Annotated in this window: 19 protein-coding genes and 1 pseudogene; 15 read left to right on the top strand and 5 right to left on the bottom strand. The window is 59.3% G+C overall.

Features of this window, described 5'->3' with window-relative positions; genetic code table 11:
- Positions 1–7 precede the first annotated feature (7 nt).
- Positions 8–259, top strand: a complete 252-nt coding sequence (locus tag ACESLM_RS13330) for a DUF6953 family protein (RefSeq protein WP_372632055.1) — start codon at positions 8–10, stop codon at positions 257–259.
- 1 nt (position 260) lies between these two features.
- Here ACESLM_RS13330 and ACESLM_RS13325 read toward each other — a convergent pair whose 3' ends face one another.
- Positions 261–776, bottom strand: a complete 516-nt coding sequence (locus ACESLM_RS13325; RefSeq protein WP_372632054.1) for a L,D-transpeptidase — start codon at positions 774–776, stop codon at positions 261–263.
- A gap of 138 nt (positions 777–914) precedes the next feature.
- Between ACESLM_RS13325 and ACESLM_RS13320 the strand changes: the two genes are divergently transcribed.
- Entirely contained in the window at positions 915–1,049 is a 135-nt protein-coding gene (locus ACESLM_RS13320) for a collagen-binding domain-containing protein (protein ID WP_372632053.1), read from the top strand.
- A gap of 43 nt (positions 1,050–1,092) precedes the next feature.
- Here ACESLM_RS13320 and ACESLM_RS13315 read toward each other — a convergent pair whose 3' ends face one another.
- The 3 genes and pseudogenes from ACESLM_RS13315 to ACESLM_RS13305 all read right to left on the bottom strand — a co-directional run.
- On the bottom strand, positions 1,093–1,308 hold the full coding sequence (locus ACESLM_RS13315; protein WP_372632052.1) for a hypothetical protein: 216 nt from the start codon (positions 1,306–1,308) through the stop codon (positions 1,093–1,095).
- Between the two features lie 87 nt (positions 1,309–1,395).
- Positions 1,396–2,217 (bottom strand): hypothetical protein, encoded by an 822-nt coding sequence (locus ACESLM_RS13310; protein WP_372632051.1) that lies wholly within the window; start codon positions 2,215–2,217, stop codon positions 1,396–1,398.
- A gap of 212 nt (positions 2,218–2,429) precedes the next feature.
- A pseudogene (locus ACESLM_RS13305) lies at positions 2,430–2,783 on the bottom strand (helix-turn-helix domain-containing protein); the annotation flags it as partial.
- Between the two features lie 67 nt (positions 2,784–2,850).
- Here ACESLM_RS13305 and ACESLM_RS13300 point away from each other — a divergent pair.
- Together ACESLM_RS13300 and ACESLM_RS13295 are read left to right on the top strand one after the other, a co-directional pair.
- Positions 2,851–3,624, top strand: coding sequence for a DODA-type extradiol aromatic ring-opening family dioxygenase (locus tag ACESLM_RS13300; RefSeq protein WP_372632050.1), 774 nt, complete (start codon positions 2,851–2,853; stop codon positions 3,622–3,624).
- Positions 3,625–3,663: 39 nt separating this feature from the next.
- Positions 3,664–4,452, top strand: a complete 789-nt coding sequence (locus tag ACESLM_RS13295; protein WP_372632049.1) for an SDR family oxidoreductase — start codon at positions 3,664–3,666, stop codon at positions 4,450–4,452.
- A gap of 7 nt (positions 4,453–4,459) precedes the next feature.
- Here ACESLM_RS13295 and ACESLM_RS13290 read toward each other — a convergent pair whose 3' ends face one another.
- On the bottom strand, positions 4,460–5,140 hold the full coding sequence (locus tag ACESLM_RS13290; RefSeq protein WP_372632048.1) for an SOS response-associated peptidase: 681 nt from the start codon (positions 5,138–5,140) through the stop codon (positions 4,460–4,462).
- A gap of 196 nt (positions 5,141–5,336) precedes the next feature.
- Between ACESLM_RS13290 and ACESLM_RS13285 the strand changes: the two genes are divergently transcribed.
- From ACESLM_RS13285 to ACESLM_RS13235, 11 genes are all read left to right on the top strand, one after another.
- The gene (locus ACESLM_RS13285; protein WP_372632047.1) at positions 5,337–6,053 is read left to right on the top strand and encodes an HAD family hydrolase; all 717 of its coding nucleotides are present in this window, start codon (positions 5,337–5,339) and stop codon (positions 6,051–6,053) included.
- Positions 6,054–6,064: 11 nt separating this feature from the next.
- Entirely contained in the window at positions 6,065–6,925 is an 861-nt protein-coding gene (locus ACESLM_RS13280) for a MurR/RpiR family transcriptional regulator (RefSeq protein WP_372632046.1), read from the top strand.
- 22 nt (positions 6,926–6,947) lie between these two features.
- A complete protein-coding gene (locus ACESLM_RS13275; RefSeq protein ID WP_372632045.1) occupies positions 6,948–7,682 on the top strand; it encodes an MBL fold metallo-hydrolase in 735 nt (244 codons plus the stop codon).
- Between the two features lie 19 nt (positions 7,683–7,701).
- The gene (locus tag ACESLM_RS13270) at positions 7,702–9,303 is read left to right on the top strand and encodes an ABC transporter substrate-binding protein (protein ID WP_372632044.1); all 1,602 of its coding nucleotides are present in this window, start codon (positions 7,702–7,704) and stop codon (positions 9,301–9,303) included.
- A 14-nt stretch (positions 9,304–9,317) separates the two neighbouring features.
- A complete protein-coding gene (locus ACESLM_RS13265; RefSeq protein ID WP_372632043.1) occupies positions 9,318–10,262 on the top strand; it encodes an ABC transporter permease in 945 nt (314 codons plus the stop codon).
- Between the two features lie 5 nt (positions 10,263–10,267).
- Positions 10,268–11,086 carry an ABC transporter permease gene (locus tag ACESLM_RS13260; RefSeq protein WP_372632042.1) on the top strand — a complete coding sequence of 273 codons (819 nt, stop codon included), beginning with the start codon at positions 10,268–10,270 and terminating at the stop codon, positions 11,084–11,086.
- A gap of 12 nt (positions 11,087–11,098) precedes the next feature.
- Positions 11,099–12,082: an ABC transporter ATP-binding protein gene (locus ACESLM_RS13255; protein WP_372632041.1), complete on the top strand. Its 984-nt coding sequence runs from the start codon at positions 11,099–11,101 to the stop codon at positions 12,080–12,082.
- On the top strand, positions 12,079–13,059 hold the full coding sequence (locus ACESLM_RS13250) for an ABC transporter ATP-binding protein (protein WP_372632040.1): 981 nt from the start codon (positions 12,079–12,081) through the stop codon (positions 13,057–13,059). The genes ACESLM_RS13255 and ACESLM_RS13250 overlap by 4 nt, the downstream gene beginning before the upstream one ends.
- Entirely contained in the window at positions 13,056–13,871 is an 816-nt protein-coding gene (locus ACESLM_RS13245) for a metallophosphoesterase (RefSeq protein WP_372632039.1), read from the top strand. The genes ACESLM_RS13250 and ACESLM_RS13245 overlap by 4 nt, the downstream gene beginning before the upstream one ends.
- Positions 13,872–14,010: 139 nt before the next feature.
- On the top strand, positions 14,011–14,862 hold the full coding sequence (locus tag ACESLM_RS13240) for an alpha/beta hydrolase (RefSeq protein ID WP_372632037.1): 852 nt from the start codon (positions 14,011–14,013) through the stop codon (positions 14,860–14,862).
- Positions 14,863–14,874: 12 nt separating this feature from the next.
- Positions 14,875–16,296 (top strand): hypothetical protein, encoded by a 1,422-nt coding sequence (locus ACESLM_RS13235; RefSeq protein ID WP_372632036.1) that lies wholly within the window; start codon positions 14,875–14,877, stop codon positions 16,294–16,296.
- Positions 16,297–16,486: the final 190 nt, after the last annotated feature.

Below are 16,486 nucleotides of genomic sequence, written 5' to 3'. Positions count from 1 at the left end.
GAAGACGATGGAATTTTCCGCGGAAGACGTCGCGGCCTGGATGTTCGGCGAGCTCCGAAATGCCGGAGTGCTGTACCAGGCCGCGGCGATCGAGCATATTAAAGTCCATTTCGGGGAGCGATTCGTCTACGTCAACGAGAACGGGAACGCTTCGATCGACAAGGAGGTCAAGAAGGCGTTCAAGAAGCTTCACGGCGGAAAAGCCGCATGGGATCGGGACGCGTTTTACTGGGGCTGGACTTCGGCTATCAAAGCTTGAGTCAGGCGAGCTTCTTGACGATTAATACCGGCGTGGAAGTTTCGATCCGGTCGTACAGCCAGCGAACCTCCTTGTTATGCATGCGGATGCAGCCGGCGGATACGTATTTGCCGATCGATTTCTCGTCGTTGTTGCCGTGAATTCCGTAAGCATACGAGGTTTTGCCGTTAAGGGTGACCTTCAGGCCGAGCCATCGGTCTCCCAGAGGGTTTTTGGGATCGCCTCCCTTAATATTCTCTTTGTAATAGGGACGGTTTTTGATTTTCTCGCGAATCGTGAACAGGCCTTCCGGCGTATAGGAAGGCTTCTTTCCCGTTGCGACGGAAAACGACTTGACCAGCTTGCCCTTCTCGAAGAAATGCAGTTTGTTCGTCGATTTGTCGATGAGGATGAATTGTTCGTATTCCGCGTATTTCTTCGCCAATTGCACCGATTGCGCCTGGGCCGAAGCGACGGCCGGAACGAGCAGCAGGACGGACAGGAACAGCAGGACGCGCCACCACAAAGCGGTCTTCATGCGTATCGGCCTCCCGAGATGATCTGTCTACTCTATATATGCGGCAGCTCGGGAAAAATGGTTTATTTCTCGGTTTTTAGGCGGGAATAGGACAATTTGCGGGGGCATACACATGGACTGTCGAGAGGAGGACGGCGGATGGCGTGCACGAATTTTGGAACGGCTAACGCTTATAACGTATTTCTGCTGGGAGATCACACGCAGAGGAATTCGCAAGCGGGAGGGCTTGTCGCCGTTGGAGGCAGGAGGACCCGGCTGCAGGCGTTGGGCTGAGAAGCCTGGCAACCGGGCAATCGGCCGTCATCACCTATTCGGCTTATCGGTTTCGAAGCTCGAATATTTCGCAAGCCGCGCGGTCGTGGTAGGCGAGATCGCCGATGCCGGTCTGAACGACGACGGTGCGGGAGTCGAACCGGACGATGACGCCGCCGGAATCGATAATATGATCGTTCTTGAACACCCGGATGCGGGCCTGTCTCTCCAATGCCTCTTGATAATCTTGATCGGTAATCAAACGAATATTTAAGGCCACGAGGGACACCTCCTTCCCGATCATCGCGAAGGGGGCGTCCCTCTCGCGATGATCGTGGAATCTATTATACCTCGTATTGGGGTTTGGCTACAGGTATCGGGTCTTCGTGCCGGAGATCACATCCGATATTCTCTTCTCCAGAGCGTAAATCTTGTTCTGCTGGGAGACGATCGTCTTGACGCCCGCGACGAGCGAGGCCAGCGCTTGGCGGGCGCTGCCGGCGTCGTTCTTCTTCAGGGCGTATTTGAAGTTGGCCCATACGGGAGACAGGCTGCTGCGAGTCGAGCTTAGACCGCTGCGCAGCGCCTTGATCTGAACCTTAAGCGGATCGATGGCCGCGAGGGAGTCGCGCGCGGCTTTGATCTTGGCGGATGCGGCGGTCTTGGCCGCCTTGTGCGCGGCGTCCTTATTCTTGATGTCTTCCCGGGCGAGCTGAACGGACAGCTTCATCGCCTGGGCTTGGATGCCCAGAACGCTGCTTAACGTTTTGTTCTTCAAGGATTTGGCTAGCGCAAGCTGCTTGTTGAGCGCCGTATAGCCGTCGAATAGCGGCTTGTATCGGGTCTTTGCTTGTTGGACCTCGGCGGCCAGCCGGCCGACCCGGGAAGCGTCGATGTCGCGGATCTGCTTGCGGAGGAGAATGGCGGCTTCCTCGTTGCGGTGCTGCAGCGACTTGATATTGGCCGCCGCGTCTTTGTCCGCTTTGAGCTGGGCGCCAAGCTCCGCGTACAGCTCCCTCAGCGCGGCGCCGGTCTTCGAGTCCGCGGCAACCGCGGTCTTGTCGAGGGAGGCTTTGAGCGACGACGTCAGTTCGATGGCTGCGGCGGAGGCGCTGAAGGGCAGGGCGACGATCGAGAAAACCAGGAAAGCGATGCACGAAACGAGGCGAAGCGAGCTTGTTGACGGCATGAAAGGTTCCTCCTTGGAATTAATATAGACGCAAAAAGCACCCGCAAGAAGGCTGAGCTCAGCCTTGCTTACGGGTGCTTCCGTCGTAAGTGGGGAAAAATATCGTATTGTTCGTCCAATATACCGGACTCCGGCAGGAGTGTCAAGCGCTCCTAAGCGGCCTAATAACGGGCTTTTTCACTCGTTCCGCGCTGCGGTCACCAAGCGTCCTGATGGGCATGGGGGACTTCGCCGGTCGAAGCTCCGGGAGGAATTTCGACGAGCCTGAGCTTCAGCCCCCTCGCGGCGCAGAGGTGCTCCACCTTCAAGTTGTGGCTGCCGCTTGTCGTCGTCTTGCGTTCCTCCTTGCGGACAACGCTCATGCGTTCCTCCTTCTTCATCAGCAGATAGGTCAGAGGAACGCCGAGCGCGTTCGCGATATGGTCGAGAGTGGCGATGGAGGGAGAGGTTTTGTTGGTCTCGACTTGGCTCATGAAGCCTTGGGACAGGCCGGTTTCGGCGCATAGTCGGGCGATCGTGATTTGCTTGCGCTTGCGGATCGTTCGGATCGTGGTGCCGATGTCCATCGGGGACTCTCATTGACATTCCAGCCGGAGCGATTAAAAATAAACTATAAAAAGGAGAGTGAACGCGATGATGCCCGCTTATTTTGTTGCCCACGGAGCTCCTTCCCTTGTTTTGGAGGAGCATAATTATACCGATTTTCTGAAAAGCTTCCCGCGTACCCAGCCTAAACCGAAGGCGATCGTGCTCTTTTCCGCCCATTGGGAGAGCCGGACGCAGACGATCAGCGCGGTTCCGGACGTCTACGAGACGATCTACGATTTCGGAGGCTTTCAGGATGAGCTGTATCGAATCACCTATCCCGCCCGGGGAGATGCCGGATTAAGCGACGAGATCGGCAAGCTGCTCAAGGAGCGCGGCATCGAAAGCGCCGTCGACGTGGAAAGAGGACTGGACCATGGGGCATGGGCGGTCCTGAAGCTGATGTACCCCGATGCGGACATTCCCGTCGTGGCGCTGTCGGTTAACCGGCTGCTGTCGAACGAGGAGCAGTACCGGATCGGACAAGCGCTGGCGGAGCTGAGGGAAAAGGACGTGATGATCGTCGGCAGCGGAGGCACCGTCCACAATTTGCGCAGAATCGATTGGAGAGCCGGGGAGCCGGCAGGTTGGGCGGCGGAATTCGACGGCTGGCTGGAGGAGAAGCTGCTCGCATGGGATACGGAGTCGCTCTTCCAGTATCGGGCCGTCGCACCCTATGCGGTCGAAGCGGTGCCGACGACCGAGCATTTCATTCCGCTTCTGCTCGCCATGGGCTCCGGAGACCAAACCCGGAAAGCGAGCTTGTTGCATCGCGGTTACCAATATGGCACTCTTAGCTTAAGCTGTTGGAAGTTCGAATAAACGCGGCAAGCGAAAGAGGAAGAAAGGGTGTAACGGAGCATGGATTTGATGCTGTCGGGGAAGTCGGTGTTCGTGGCGGCGGCGAGCAAAGGTTTGGGCAAAGCCGTGGCGCTGCAATACGCGAAGGAAGGCGCCAAGGTGACGATCGCGAGCCGGAGCCTGGAACGATTGGTCGAAGCGCGCAACGATATCCGGGAACAGACCGGGGTCGAGGTATCCATGATCGAGATGGACGCGTCCAAGGGCGAGGATATTAGCCACGCGATCCGCACCGCGGCCGCTGCGGCGGACGGTCTGGACGTGCTCGTCACGAACGCGGGCGGTCCGCGCGGAGGCTTCTTCGCGGACATGGAGGACGCCGATTGGGCGCAGGGCTTCGAGCTGAGCCTGCTGAGCACGATCCGCATGATTCGCGAGGCGCTGCCGTTCATGAAGTCGGCGGGCGGGGGACGGATCGTCAATCTGACGTCCATCTCCATCAAGCAGCCGATCGACGGCTTGATTCTGTCGAACGTGTTCCGCGCGGGCGTCAACGCTCTGACGAAGAGCTTGGCGACGGAGCTGGCGAAGGACGGCATTCTGGTCAACACCGTCGCTCCGGGACGGATCGGCACCGACCGGATCGCCGAGCTCGACGCCAAGAAGGCGGCAAGTCAAGGGCGGACGGTCGAGGAGATTGCGGCGGAGGCCGCCAGGTCGATTCCGCTCGGCCGAACCGGGACTCCGGAAGAGTTCGCGCGGCATGCCGTTTTTTACGGCTCGTTCGCCAACACCTACGTCACCGGACAAGCTTTGCTCGTCGACGGCGGCATGGTCAGGGGACTGTAAGTCTGAATCAGAACAAGGCCGGCTGCTCCGCAATGCACTCCTCGGTATCGTTCTTCACGTTGCCGACGACCGGAGATACCGGGTAAGCGCGCATCTTTTCCGCCGGATACGGCCGCAGCAGGGCCATGAGCGCTCCGATGTCGCCGTTGCTCCTGTCCAGCCATAACGCTTCGTCCTCCGGATTCAGGATGGCCGGCATTCGATCGTGAATGTCGGCCATCAGTCGGTTCGGAGCCGTCGTGATGATCGTGCACGTGCTGAGCATGCGTCCGTCCGGAGCCTGCCACGTATCGTACAGCCCCGCCATCGAGAACAAAGCGCCGTCATTCATCGTAATGCGCATCGGCTGCTTGCGGCTGCTGTCTTTTCTCCACTCGTAAAAGCCGTCCGCCGGAATGATCGCTCTTTTCCTCCCCACGAGCTTCTTGAAAGAAGGCCTCTCCAGCAGCGTCTCGGCCCTCGCGTTAATCATCTTGCCGCCGATCTTGTCGTCCGAAGCCCAAGAGGGCACAAGCCCCCAACGAAGCTCGCCGAGCCTGTTCCTCCTGCCGTCGTGAACGATCGCCCACACCTGCTGGGTAGGGGCTACGTTGTAGCGAGGCGTATGGTATCTGGCCATCGGCTGTTCGATCAAATATCGACTGATCAACTCTTCCATCGTAACAAGGATCGTGAATCGCCCGCACATGCCCGTCCCTCCTTTTAATCCCATTGAAGCATAGCGGCGAGCGCCGTTCAAGTTCTTCGGGCTTCCGCAACTTTTACGAAATCTCTAAACGGAATTAACGCCCCACGAATACTCGCTTTTTATGATGGAGGTGTGAAGGAAAGACGACATTTCGAGAAAGGTGAAGGAAATCCTACAACCGGGAGCTGCTGAGCGCATGATTCGTTTTTTATGGTTTGACTTGGGGTATACGCTGGTGAGAACGAACCGGGAGGAAGTCTATCAGAAGGCGCTGGAGCGCTTGGGCGTCTACCGCGGCAGGGAGGAAATCGCCGTCGCCTACCACCGTTCGGACAAGCTGTTCATGCGGGAGTATCCGGGGGTGCTGGGCAAGGACAGCCGCGCTTTCCTTCCCTGGTATGTCGGGACGCTCAACTACAACTTGCGGCTTTCGCTGCCGATCGAGGAAGCGCTGCAAGCCCACCGGGCCGTCGCCGGGGAGTGTCCGCTGCAATGGCAGGCTTACGAGGGAGCCAAGCGGACGCTGCGCTATTTGCGGGGCCTGGGCTACCGTCTTGGGCTGATCTCGAACTGGGACGATTCGGCAAGGGAGGTGCTCGCCCGCAACGGCTTGGACGAGGAATTGGAGGAAATTCTCGTCTCCTCGGAGATCGGCGTCGAGAAGCCGGATCCGGACATCTTCCGGATGGCCTTGGACAGGGGCGGCGTATCGGCGAGCGAATCGCTGTATATCGGCGACAACTATTACGACGACGTCGTCGGCAGCCAGAAGGTCGGCATGCACTGCTTGCTTATCAACGCCTTCGGAAGCCTCGGTATCGAGGAGCTGTCTTACCGCCCGGTCATATCGGGCATTCGGGATGTGGCGGCCTATCTCGGGCACCCCGGGCTGCCGCTGGAGATTACGGGATAGGAGCTTGGCGGATGTCCACGATTACGGAGAAGATTCGGGAGCAATTCGACGCGTTAAGCGTCGCACAGAAAAGAGCGGCGCACTACATTCAGTCCAACATGCAGGATGCGGTGATGTCTTCCGCGCAGAAGATCGCGAGCAAGTCCGGCGTCAGCGAGGCGACGGTGCACCGTCTGGCGCAATCCTTGGGGTATGCGAGCTTCACGGGCATGCTTCAGGATCTGCGCGGACAGGTGTTGAACGACCAGCGAGCGGTTCGCAATTTCGTCCACACGACGAGCCGCCAGGAGGAATCCTGGATCGAGAAGCATTTTGCCCGGGAGATCGACAATCTTCGGGAGACGATGGCTTGGACGGACAAAGCGCAAATCCGTCAGGCGGCCCGGATGCTGCTGGACGCGGACCGAATATGGATCGCGGGATGGCGGATGGGACTGTCGGTCACCTCGTTCTTCAGCTTTGTTCTGAAATACATGCTCGGCAATTGCGAGCTGATCCCTCAAGGAGGTGTTGCGGAATACGCATCCTACATTAAGCCTGGAGACCTCGTTTTCGCGTGCGGCTTTCCCAGATACTGCTCGCGAACGCTTAAGGTGGCGGCGCTGGCCAAGGAACAGGGGACGAAGGTGATCGCGCTGACCGACTCCGGTCTGTCCCCGTTCGCGAAGCTGGCCGATACGACGCTGCTGGCGGCATGCAAGTCGACCGGATTTCTCGATTCGTATACGGCGGCCTTGTCCGTAGTCAACGCTTTGATTAACGAAATCTCTCATTTGGAGAAAGAAAGAGTCAAGCTGAACATCGAAAAGATGGAAGTCATGTTCAAGCAGTTCCAGGACAGCTTCGAATGGGCCAACCGGTCGAAGACATAATCGCGGCAGGAAAGGATACTCGATGGAAATTACGGTAATCGGCTGTTGGGGGGCGTACCCCGAGAAAAACGAAGCGACCTCCGGCTATCTGGTGGAATGCGGGGAGAGCCGCATCTTGCTGGATTGCGGCAGCGGCGTGCTCTCCCGCCTGCAAAACCACTGCGCGCTCGAAGAGTTGGACGCGGTCGTGCTTACGCATACGCACGCGGACCATATGGCGGACGTGTACAGCCTGGAGTTCGCCATTCTCGTATTGATGCAGATCGGCGAGCGCGCCAAACCGCTCGACGTGTACGTCAACGAAGCGGACATCGACAAATTCGTCTTCGAATATCCGAATTGCGTCCGCGTGCATCCCGTTCGCGCAGGTAAGGAAACGACGATCGGAGACGCGAGACTGGAGTTCTCCGAGAACGTGCACGAAATTCCCTGTCTGGCCGTTAAGCTGACATCGCCGGATAGCAAAACGCTCGTCTATTCCGGAGATACCGGCTACTGCGAGGCGCTGGTCGAGCTGTCTCGCTCCGCCGACGTTCTGATCGTCGAAAGCAGCTTTTACGACATTCAAGCGGGCAGGATGAAAGGTCATCTGACGGCCGGCGAAGCGGGCAAAATCGCGGCGCTGGCCGGGGCGGGGCAGACGATTTTGACGCATCTGCCCCATTACGGGCAATTGAATCAATTGATTGCGGAAGCTTCAAGGCATTATAAGGGGCCGATCCGGCTCGCTTATTGCGATATGAAAATCAACCTATGAGTCGAAAGGGGTTTTTCTCTTGTTGAAGCTGAAAAGATCGTTGGTGCTTGGCGGTTCCGCATTGTTGGCGGCATCGCTCGCGTTGTCCGGCTGCGGAGGGAACGGGAACAAGGAAGGCTCCGGCAGCGGCAGCACGGGAGCTCCGGCAAGCGGTGCGACCGCCTCTCCGGCTCCGTCCGCCGCGGCAAGCGGCGGGAAAATCGAAGGCGGCACCGTACGGGTCGCGATGGCGACCGAGCCGGACAATCTCGATCCTTATCTGTCCGCGGCGACCGATACCGGCTCGATGATGGACAACGTCTTCGACGGCTTGTTCGAGGGCGGCGAGAACAGCGAGCTGGTTCCGGCGATTGCGGAATCGCACACCGTGTCCGAGGACGGATTGACCTACACGTTCGCGCTGAGGCAGGGCGTCAAGTTCCATGACGGCTCCGATCTGACCTCTGAGGACGTGTATTACTCCTATGCCAAATTGTCCGGGCTGAACGGGAAGGAGCCGCTGTCCTCCAAGTTCGCCGCGATCGAGAGCATCGACGCCCCGGACGACTATACCGTGGTCGTGAAGCTGAAGGAGAAGGACGCGGCGTTCCTGGCGGCCAATATCGTCGCCATCGTCCCGAAGGACTACGAGGAACAAAGCGCCAAGCCGATCGGCGCGGGTCCGTTCAAATTTTCGGCGTACGCGCCGGGCCAACAGCTCGTCCTGGAGAAAAACGAAAGCTTCTACAACAAAGAGCAAGCCCCGACGCTCGACCGCGTCGAATTCAAGTTCATGCCGGACGCGAACGCCTCCGTGCTTGCCCTGAAATCCGGCGACATCGACATGGTGCCGGGCATCTCTTCGCAGGGCGCGCTGCAGCTGGGAGACGGTTTCCGAATCGTATCCGGTCCGCAGAACATGGTGCAGCTGATGGCGCTCAACAACTCCGTCGAGCCGCTTAACGACGTCAAGATTCGCCAGGCGATCAACTTCGCGATCGACAAGGACGTCATCATCCGCACGGTGGCGGAAGGCAACGGGGTCAAGCTGGGCTCCAACATGAGCCCGGCGATGAAAATGTACTATCAGGAAGGCTTGGAGAAGCGTTACGAGACGAATGCCGAACAGGCGAAGCAGTTGCTCAAGGAAGCGGGTTACGAGCAGGGCTTCAAGCTGACGATTACCGTTCCGTCCAACTACAAGTTCCACGTCGATACGGCCCAGGTCATCGCCGAACAGCTGAAGGCCGTCGGCATCGAAGCGACGATCAAGCAGATCGAATGGAGCAGCTGGCTGGAGGACGTGTACAACAAGGCCAAATACGAAGCGACGATCGTCGGATTGACGGGCAAGCTCGATCCGCACGAGGTGCTCGGACGTTACGACTCGAAATACGCCAAAAACTTCTTCAAATTCAGCAGCCCCGAGTACGACGAGCTCGTAGGCCAAGGGCGTCTGGAAATCGACCCGGAAAAGCGGGCCGAGCTGTACAAGCAAGCGCAGACGATGCTGACCGAACAGGCCGTCGCGGTGTATATCATGGACCCGAGCCGCTCGGTTGCGATGAAGGACGGCTTGGAAGGCTTTAAGATGTACCCGATCCAGAAATACGACTTTGCCGCCCTGTATTACACGAAGTAACGAAGGAGAACGCGGTGAGATTTTACATCCGGAAGCTGGCTGCATTGGGTTCGACCGTCCTGCTCGTATCGGTCATTACGTTTCTGGTCTTTCAGGTGCTGCCGGGCGATCCGGCCGAGATCGTGCTTGGCGTCGACGCCGATCCGCACCAGCTCGCCGAGCTTCGGAAGACGATGGGGCTCGATCGTCCGGCGGCGGAACGCTACTGGTCCTGGGTGAAGGATGCGGCTGCCGGCGATTTGGGCCAGTCTCTCCGCTACCACCGCCCGGTGGCGGATATCGTGGCCGAGCGCTTGCCGGTGACGGCGTCGCTCGCGATCCTTTCCCTGGGGCTTACCCTGCTCATCGGGGTTCCTCTCGGCGTCTACATCGCGCGCAGGGACGGCAAGCTCCCGGCTTTGCTGCTGTCGGCATTCACTCAGCTCGGTCTCGCGGTACCGTCGTTTTGGCTCGCGTTTATTTTGATCCTGGTCTTTTCCGTGACGTTCAAATGGTTTCCGACCTACGGCTATGCGCCCTGGAGCGAGAATCCGGCGAAGGCGCTCCAATCGCTGTTTCTGCCATCGCTCGCTCTCGCGGTGCCCGGCATCGCCGTCGTCATCCGGTATTTGCGCAATACGCTGCTCGATCAATTCCGCATGGACTACGTGCGTACGGCAAGAAGCAAAGGGCTGCGCGAACGAATCGTCCTGTACCGGCATATTCTGCGCAACTCGCTCGTTCCGGTGCTGACGATCGTCGGCCTGCTGATCGCCGACACGCTGGGAGGCAGCATCGTCGTGGAAAACGTATTTGCCCTGCCGGGACTCGGCAATCTGCTGATCACCTCGATCGGCACGCGCGACCTGCCGCTGCTGCAAACGATGGTGCTGTATATCGCGGTTATCGTCGTCTGCATCAACTTTATCGTCGACATGTTGTATAGAGTCATAGATCCGCGCATTCGGCTGAAAAGGTGAACGAGATGAAATGGAAACGGCTGGTCCGCAACAAACCGATGATGATCGGCGGAGGCTTGATCGCCTTGCTTTTCGCGCTTATGGCGACAAGCCTGTTCTACACCCCTTACGGACCCAACGAGATGAACACGGAAATGCGCCTCGCCCCTCCTCAGGCGGATTATTGGTGGGGAACGGACAATTTCGGACGGGATATTTTCAGCCGGATCATGGAAGGAGCTCAGACGGCTTTTCTGATCGGCTTCTCCTCGGTGGCGATCGGCCTGAGCTTCGGTTTGGCGGTCGGCGCGCTTGCCGGTTACGCGGGGGGCTGGCTGGACGAGCTCTTGATGCGCGTCATCGACGCGAAGCTGGCGTTTCCCGGCATTTTGCTGGCGATTATGCTCGTGACCGTATTCGGTCCCGGATTGGGAAATACGATCGTCGCGCTCGGCGTCATGAGCATTCCGGCATTCGCCAGAATCGCCCGCGGCGGGTTTATCCAGTACAAGGAGTTTACCTTCGTCAAAGCCGCGAAAGCGCGGGGAGCGGGACCGCTGCGCATCGTTTTTCTGCACATCCTGCCCAACGTCTCTTCGCCGCTTATCGTGACCGCCTCCTTGCGTTTCTCCGGAGCGATCCTCGCCGAAGCGGGACTCAGCTATTTGGGCCTCGGCGTGCAGCCGCCCGATCCGAGCTGGGGGCGCATGCTGAGCGAGGCTCAGCCGTTCATCGCGAACGCTCCCTGGTACGTCCTGATCACGGGAGCCGTCATTACGGCGATGGTGCTCGGCTTTAATTTGCTCGGAGACGGAATACGGGACCTTTACGACAACAAGGGATAGGAGGAGACTGCCATGGCAAGCGCCTTGCTGGAGATCAGGGACATGGAAGTGGCGTTCAGGATCGGGAAAAAGACGTATCCGGCGCTGCAGCAGATCTCGTTTAAGGTCGGGGAGAAGGAAACGGTGGGCATCGTCGGGGAATCCGGCTGCGGCAAAAGCTTGACCTCTCTGTCCGTCATGGGGCTGCTGCCCGAGACGGCGGAGATGACCAAGGGCGGGATGCTGCTGGAGGGCAAGCCCTTGGGACCCGCTTCCGGGGAGGAATGGAGCGGGATTCGGGGCAAGCGGGTGTCGATGATCTTCCAAAATCCGATGTCCGCGCTGAATCCGCTGATGCCCGTCGGGAAGCAGATCGCCGAGATGGCCCGAACCCATCTGGCCATCTCCAAGCGGGAAGCGAAGCGGCTCGCGCTGGAAATGATGGCCCGGGTCGGTCTGTCCCGGGCGGAGCGTCTGTATGACGATTACCCGCATCAGCTCTCGGGAGGAATGATGCAGCGAATCATGATCGCGACGGCGCTGATCTGCGACCCGAAGCTGTTGATCGCCGACGAGCCGACGACGGCGCTCGACGTGACGATCCAGGCGCAAATTCTCGATCTGCTGCGCGAAATGAATCGCTCGCTGGGAACGGCGATTCTACTCATCTCTCACGACCTTGGCGTCATTCGCGAGGTTTGCGACCGGGTTATCGTCATGTATGCCGGATATATCGTGGAGGAGGCCCCCGTCGCGGACATTCTGGAGCGTCCCAGGCATCCGTATACGACGGGCTTGCTTCAGGCGCTGCCCGGCATCGGCAAGAGAGGGCGTCCGCTGTATACGATTCCCGGCCGGGTTCCGTCCCTGGCCGACCGCGGGACGGGCTGTCCGTTCGCGGGCCGCTGTCCGAGCGCGACGGAGCAGTGCGGGGCGGTTACTCCCGAGTTGACGGAGACGTCGCCCGGCCATCGGGTCCGCTGCCATCTCTACGCAAGCGGCGGGAGGCCGGCATGACGGAGGCGCTGATCGAGGCCCGAGCTCTGGCCAAGCATTATCCCGTTCCGAAGCGGAAGCTGCTGGAGAAGCGGAGCGTCCTGCGGGCGGTGGACGGCGTATCGTTCCGGATCAAGGAAGGAGAAATCTTCGGCTTGGTCGGCGAAAGCGGCTGCGGCAAATCGACGACGGGCCAAATGCTTGTGCAGCTCGTGAAGCAGAACGGAGGAGAGCTCGTCTATCGGGGTCGCAACATTAACGGGCTGTCGGTCAAAGAGATGAAGGAGCTTCGCCGGGATATCCAGATCGTTTTCCAGGACCCGTACTCGTCCTTGAATCCGAAGAAGACGATCGGCTGGACGCTCGAAGAGCCGCTCGTCGTCCACGGAATCGGCGACAAGCCGGCCAGGCGGAGACTCGTCGCGGAGACGCTGGAGCAGGTAGGACTGGACCCGGATTTCGCGAGCCGGTATCCGCACGAGCTGAGCGGCGGGCAGAGGCAGCGCGTCGGCATCGCCGCCGCCCTGATTCTAGCGCCCAAGTTCATCGTCATCGACGAGGCGGTGTCCGCGCTCGACGTATCCGTGCAATCGCAAATTTTGAACCTGCTTAAGGAGCTTCAGCAGAAGCGGGGCTTGACCTATTTGTTCATCTCCCACGATTTGAACGTCGTGGAATATATCAGCGATCGGGTAGGCGTCATGTATTTGGGGAAAATGGCGGAGATTTTCCCGGTCGGGGAGACGGGAAGCGAGCTGCTGCATCCGTATACCAGGGCGTTGTTCGCGTCGGTCCCCGACGTGTCCGCGAGGAAGGAGCGGACGACGCTTCAAGGCGAGGTGCCGAGCCCGATCCATCCGCCGAGCGGCTGCGCGTTCCACCCGAGATGCCCGCTGGCGACGGACCGATGCCGGACGACGGCTCCGGAGCTCCGGTCTGTCGGCCCCGGGCATGAAGTAAGCTGCCACAACTACGAGGAGGCGAACGTCACAACGTGAGAATAGGCGTGATATCCGATTTGCATGTCGATCTGAACGAGCTTGAGGGCGAGCCGCCGATCGAGGAAGCGCTCGCCCAAGCGGCCGGCGAACGGAGACTGGACGGGCTGATCGTCGCCGGGGACGTCTCCAACGACATGAACCTCAGCCTTGCCGTTCTTCGCGGGCTGAAGGAGCGCTGCGGCATTCCCGTATGGTTCGTTCCGGGCAATCACGATTATTGGAGCAAGGATAACGGGATCCGCGACACTTGGCAGATTTACCGTCAATATCGGACGTTCGAGGATTGTCTGAGCGAGAGACCCGTCCAGCTCGACAACGGTTGGGTTCTCATCGGCAATTCCGGCTGGTACGACTACACGATGGGAGAGCCCGGCTATACGTTCGAGGAATTCGAACGCATGCGCGCGATGGACCGGACGTGGCAGGACAGCCTGTACGTGACGTGGGGAATGAGCAATCGCGAGATTCACAGGTACTTTTACGAACGTTTGGAGCGGGAGCTTGAAGAGCATCGGGGCAAATCGATCGCGATGATCACGCATATGCTGGGACATCCGTATTTTAAAGTGCCGATGCCTCATCCGCAGTGGTCGTACTTCAACGCGTTCCTGGGGAGTACGGAATATGCCGAGCTGTATCGGCGCTACGGCGTCCGTTACGGGATCATGGGGCATGTCCATTACCGTAAGAAACATACGGACGGAGGGACGGAGCTGATCTGCGCCTGTCTCGGCTACCGCAAGGAGTGGCGGCAGCCGTCCGCGGTCGAAGAAATCCGGGACTGCTTGCAGACGATCGTGTTGGAATAGGATGGAGAGGGACCGTCGGGGCAGAGGCTTCGGCGGTAAGGAAATTTCTGTTCGATTATGTTACAATAACCGAAATTGCGTTTTCACTTGCGTGCGGGAAGCAACCCGGCGCGGATGAGTTGACCGTCGGGGGATCGTCATGCCAGAGAAAGCGTTGCCGTTCATTCAGACTTACGAGGCCAGGGACGGAAGATCGTTATGTTATCGCCATTACGAGGCGCAATCGGACAGGGTCGTCATCCTGCTTCACGGTATCTCGGAGGACGGGCAGTATTTGCATCCGTTGGCCGACTTTATATCGGGGAAAGGGCTGGCGCAAGTCGTCGTGCCGGATTTAAGGGGATACGGATATCATCCGGTTCGCAGGGGAGACGTGGAGTACGTCGGGCAGCACGACCACGATCTGGAGGATCTGGTGCGTTGGCTTCGGGACCGGTCGGCTGAGCAGCTCGAGATCATTATGGCGGGACACTCGGGAGGAGGCGGCAACGTCATCCGTCTGGCCCGGCATCGGCTCTCCGGGGAGATCGGCGGTTATCTTCTGCTTGCCCCCTCCGTTCATCCCGACGCTCCGATCAACCACAAGAAGGAACCGTGGAGCGATACCCAGGTGAATAAAATCCGCTTTACGGTTCTGTCCGTGCTTAACGCGATCGGGCTGCGCTTCTGGAACGGCTGCACCGTGCTTCGCAGAGACAAGCCGACCGAGCGCCGGCACGGCCGCGAAACGCTTGAACTCAGTTACAGGCTGCTAAGGTCGAGAACGCCGAAGGCCAAGTATCGCCAGTGCTTGCAGGCGATGACCCAGCCGACGCTCGTGCTGGTCGGGGAGAAGGACGAGTTGTTCCTGCCGGGACAGTACGCTCCGCTGTTCGCGGAATGCGGCCGCGCGAAAGTCGCCCTGATTCGGGACAGCGACCACGACGGCATTTTGTCGGACAAGGCGGCGCTTAGAGAAGTGGAGAACTGGCTTAAAGCGCTAGGGGAATGAGAGGGGAACGGGATGCCAGGAAAGAGCGATGAGAAAAAAACGAAGACGTCGGCCAAAAAATCGGGTTCATCCGGTTCGTCGTCTTCTGCCGTAAGCGACGCCCTTCTGGAAATGCAGCAGACAGGGGGCAACCAGCAAGCGCTAAGCATGCTTAGCACGGTGCCCTCCACGGAGACGCGTTCCGCGAATACGTTCAGCGTCAGCTCGGAAGGCTTTCAGTATCAGCTGCCTCAAGCGCCTCTGATTCAGGAATTCAATCGCGACCTGTTGTCCGGATACTCGCACGCACCCAGCGCGAGCGACCGGGAGCGGTTCCCTCATCTGAACCTGGAGGAGTCGGGAAGGCGTTCGGCAGAGCTGCGCGATCCTTCCGATCGGGCCGCTTTGGTGAAGGAGGCGAGGGATCAAGGTCGTGCCCACAGTTACGTTCGGCTTGACGCCACCTCTCCCTCCGTGCGGGGGAAGAAGCACAGGCTGGGCAGAATGCAGGGCAAAAACCAGCGCGGGCAGCAGAAGGAACAGCATTTCTACGACGCCGGCGGCAAGTTCACGCCCTATCCGCGAGAGGCCGAGCATCTGCAAGGCATGACGTCCTCAAGCACGAGCACGCAAGACGTATGGAAAGCGCTTGATGCCGTCAATCGCGGAGAGAAGGTTCAGGAAGGCTTCGAAGGCCACGAACGGGAGCTGATGTCGGTTCCGACCATTACGAATCTCTCGGAAGTGCAGCGATCTCCGCTTTTGGGAGCGGCCAGCAACATGGAGATCGCCAATCAAGCCCATACGTCCGGAACGCCCAGACCGTTCGAGGAAGCCTTCGGGAGATCGGAGGAGCGAGAGGCGAAGAAGAAGCGTAAGAGGAAGACGGAGAGCGAGGACTCGGATTCCGAGGATACGAAGACGAAAGCGTTCAACTTCCCCGGGTCGATCAGCTCGACGGGAGCGGGAGCCGTGCATCAGTTCCAGGCGGTGGAAGATTCCATCATGAGGGGGGAAATGTCCGACGACTCCGTCAGAAAACGGGTCAAAAGAGCTCCCGAATCCGGTACGGTAGAGGAAGCGCGCGGCTTCGCGGTCAAGAAGAAAAAGGCGTTGCTCGCTACGTTCCAGGACCGTCTGCAGATGACGGACATCTCCTCCGCCCAGCAGGAGCCGGTTGGGGAAGATCGCGAGCTGGCGACGCTGATGCGGCTGAGATCCGGCTTGCGCCGCAACGCTTTGCCGCAGATGGGACTTCTGCGAGGCGGGCTTCGCACGCTGGAGAAGTCGTCTTCCTCAAGCTCGTCTTCGTCGGCGGAAGAGAAGGTGCCTCACGAGGCGTTCGACGTCGGGGAAGAGGTCGACGAAGAAGAGTTCCTGCCTCAAGTCGATGAGCTGGAGGAAGAGCTCGAGTTCGGGAGCGAACCGGAGGACGAAGAGGAAGAAACAGGGTAAGGCAAGAAATAGCCGAAAGGCGTGCCGCAATTTAAAAGCTTTTGGAATGCCGCTCCGGCTTCCAAAGGCTTTTCGTATTTCAGGGGAGGCTCGGATTCGCGGAGAGCCGTTCCTGTTCGCGCTCCGGCCGAGCTCCCGTGTTCGGGAAGCCGGTTCATCTGTGCTATACTGGAGCCAATATTCGGAGAGC

Source organism: Cohnella sp., assembly GCF_041641335.1.
In the GTDB taxonomy this organism is placed as follows: domain Bacteria; phylum Bacillota; class Bacilli; order Paenibacillales; family Paenibacillaceae; genus Cohnella.
Note: the sequence above shows the minus strand (reverse complement) of the source record. Positions and strands in the feature narration are given on the sequence as shown.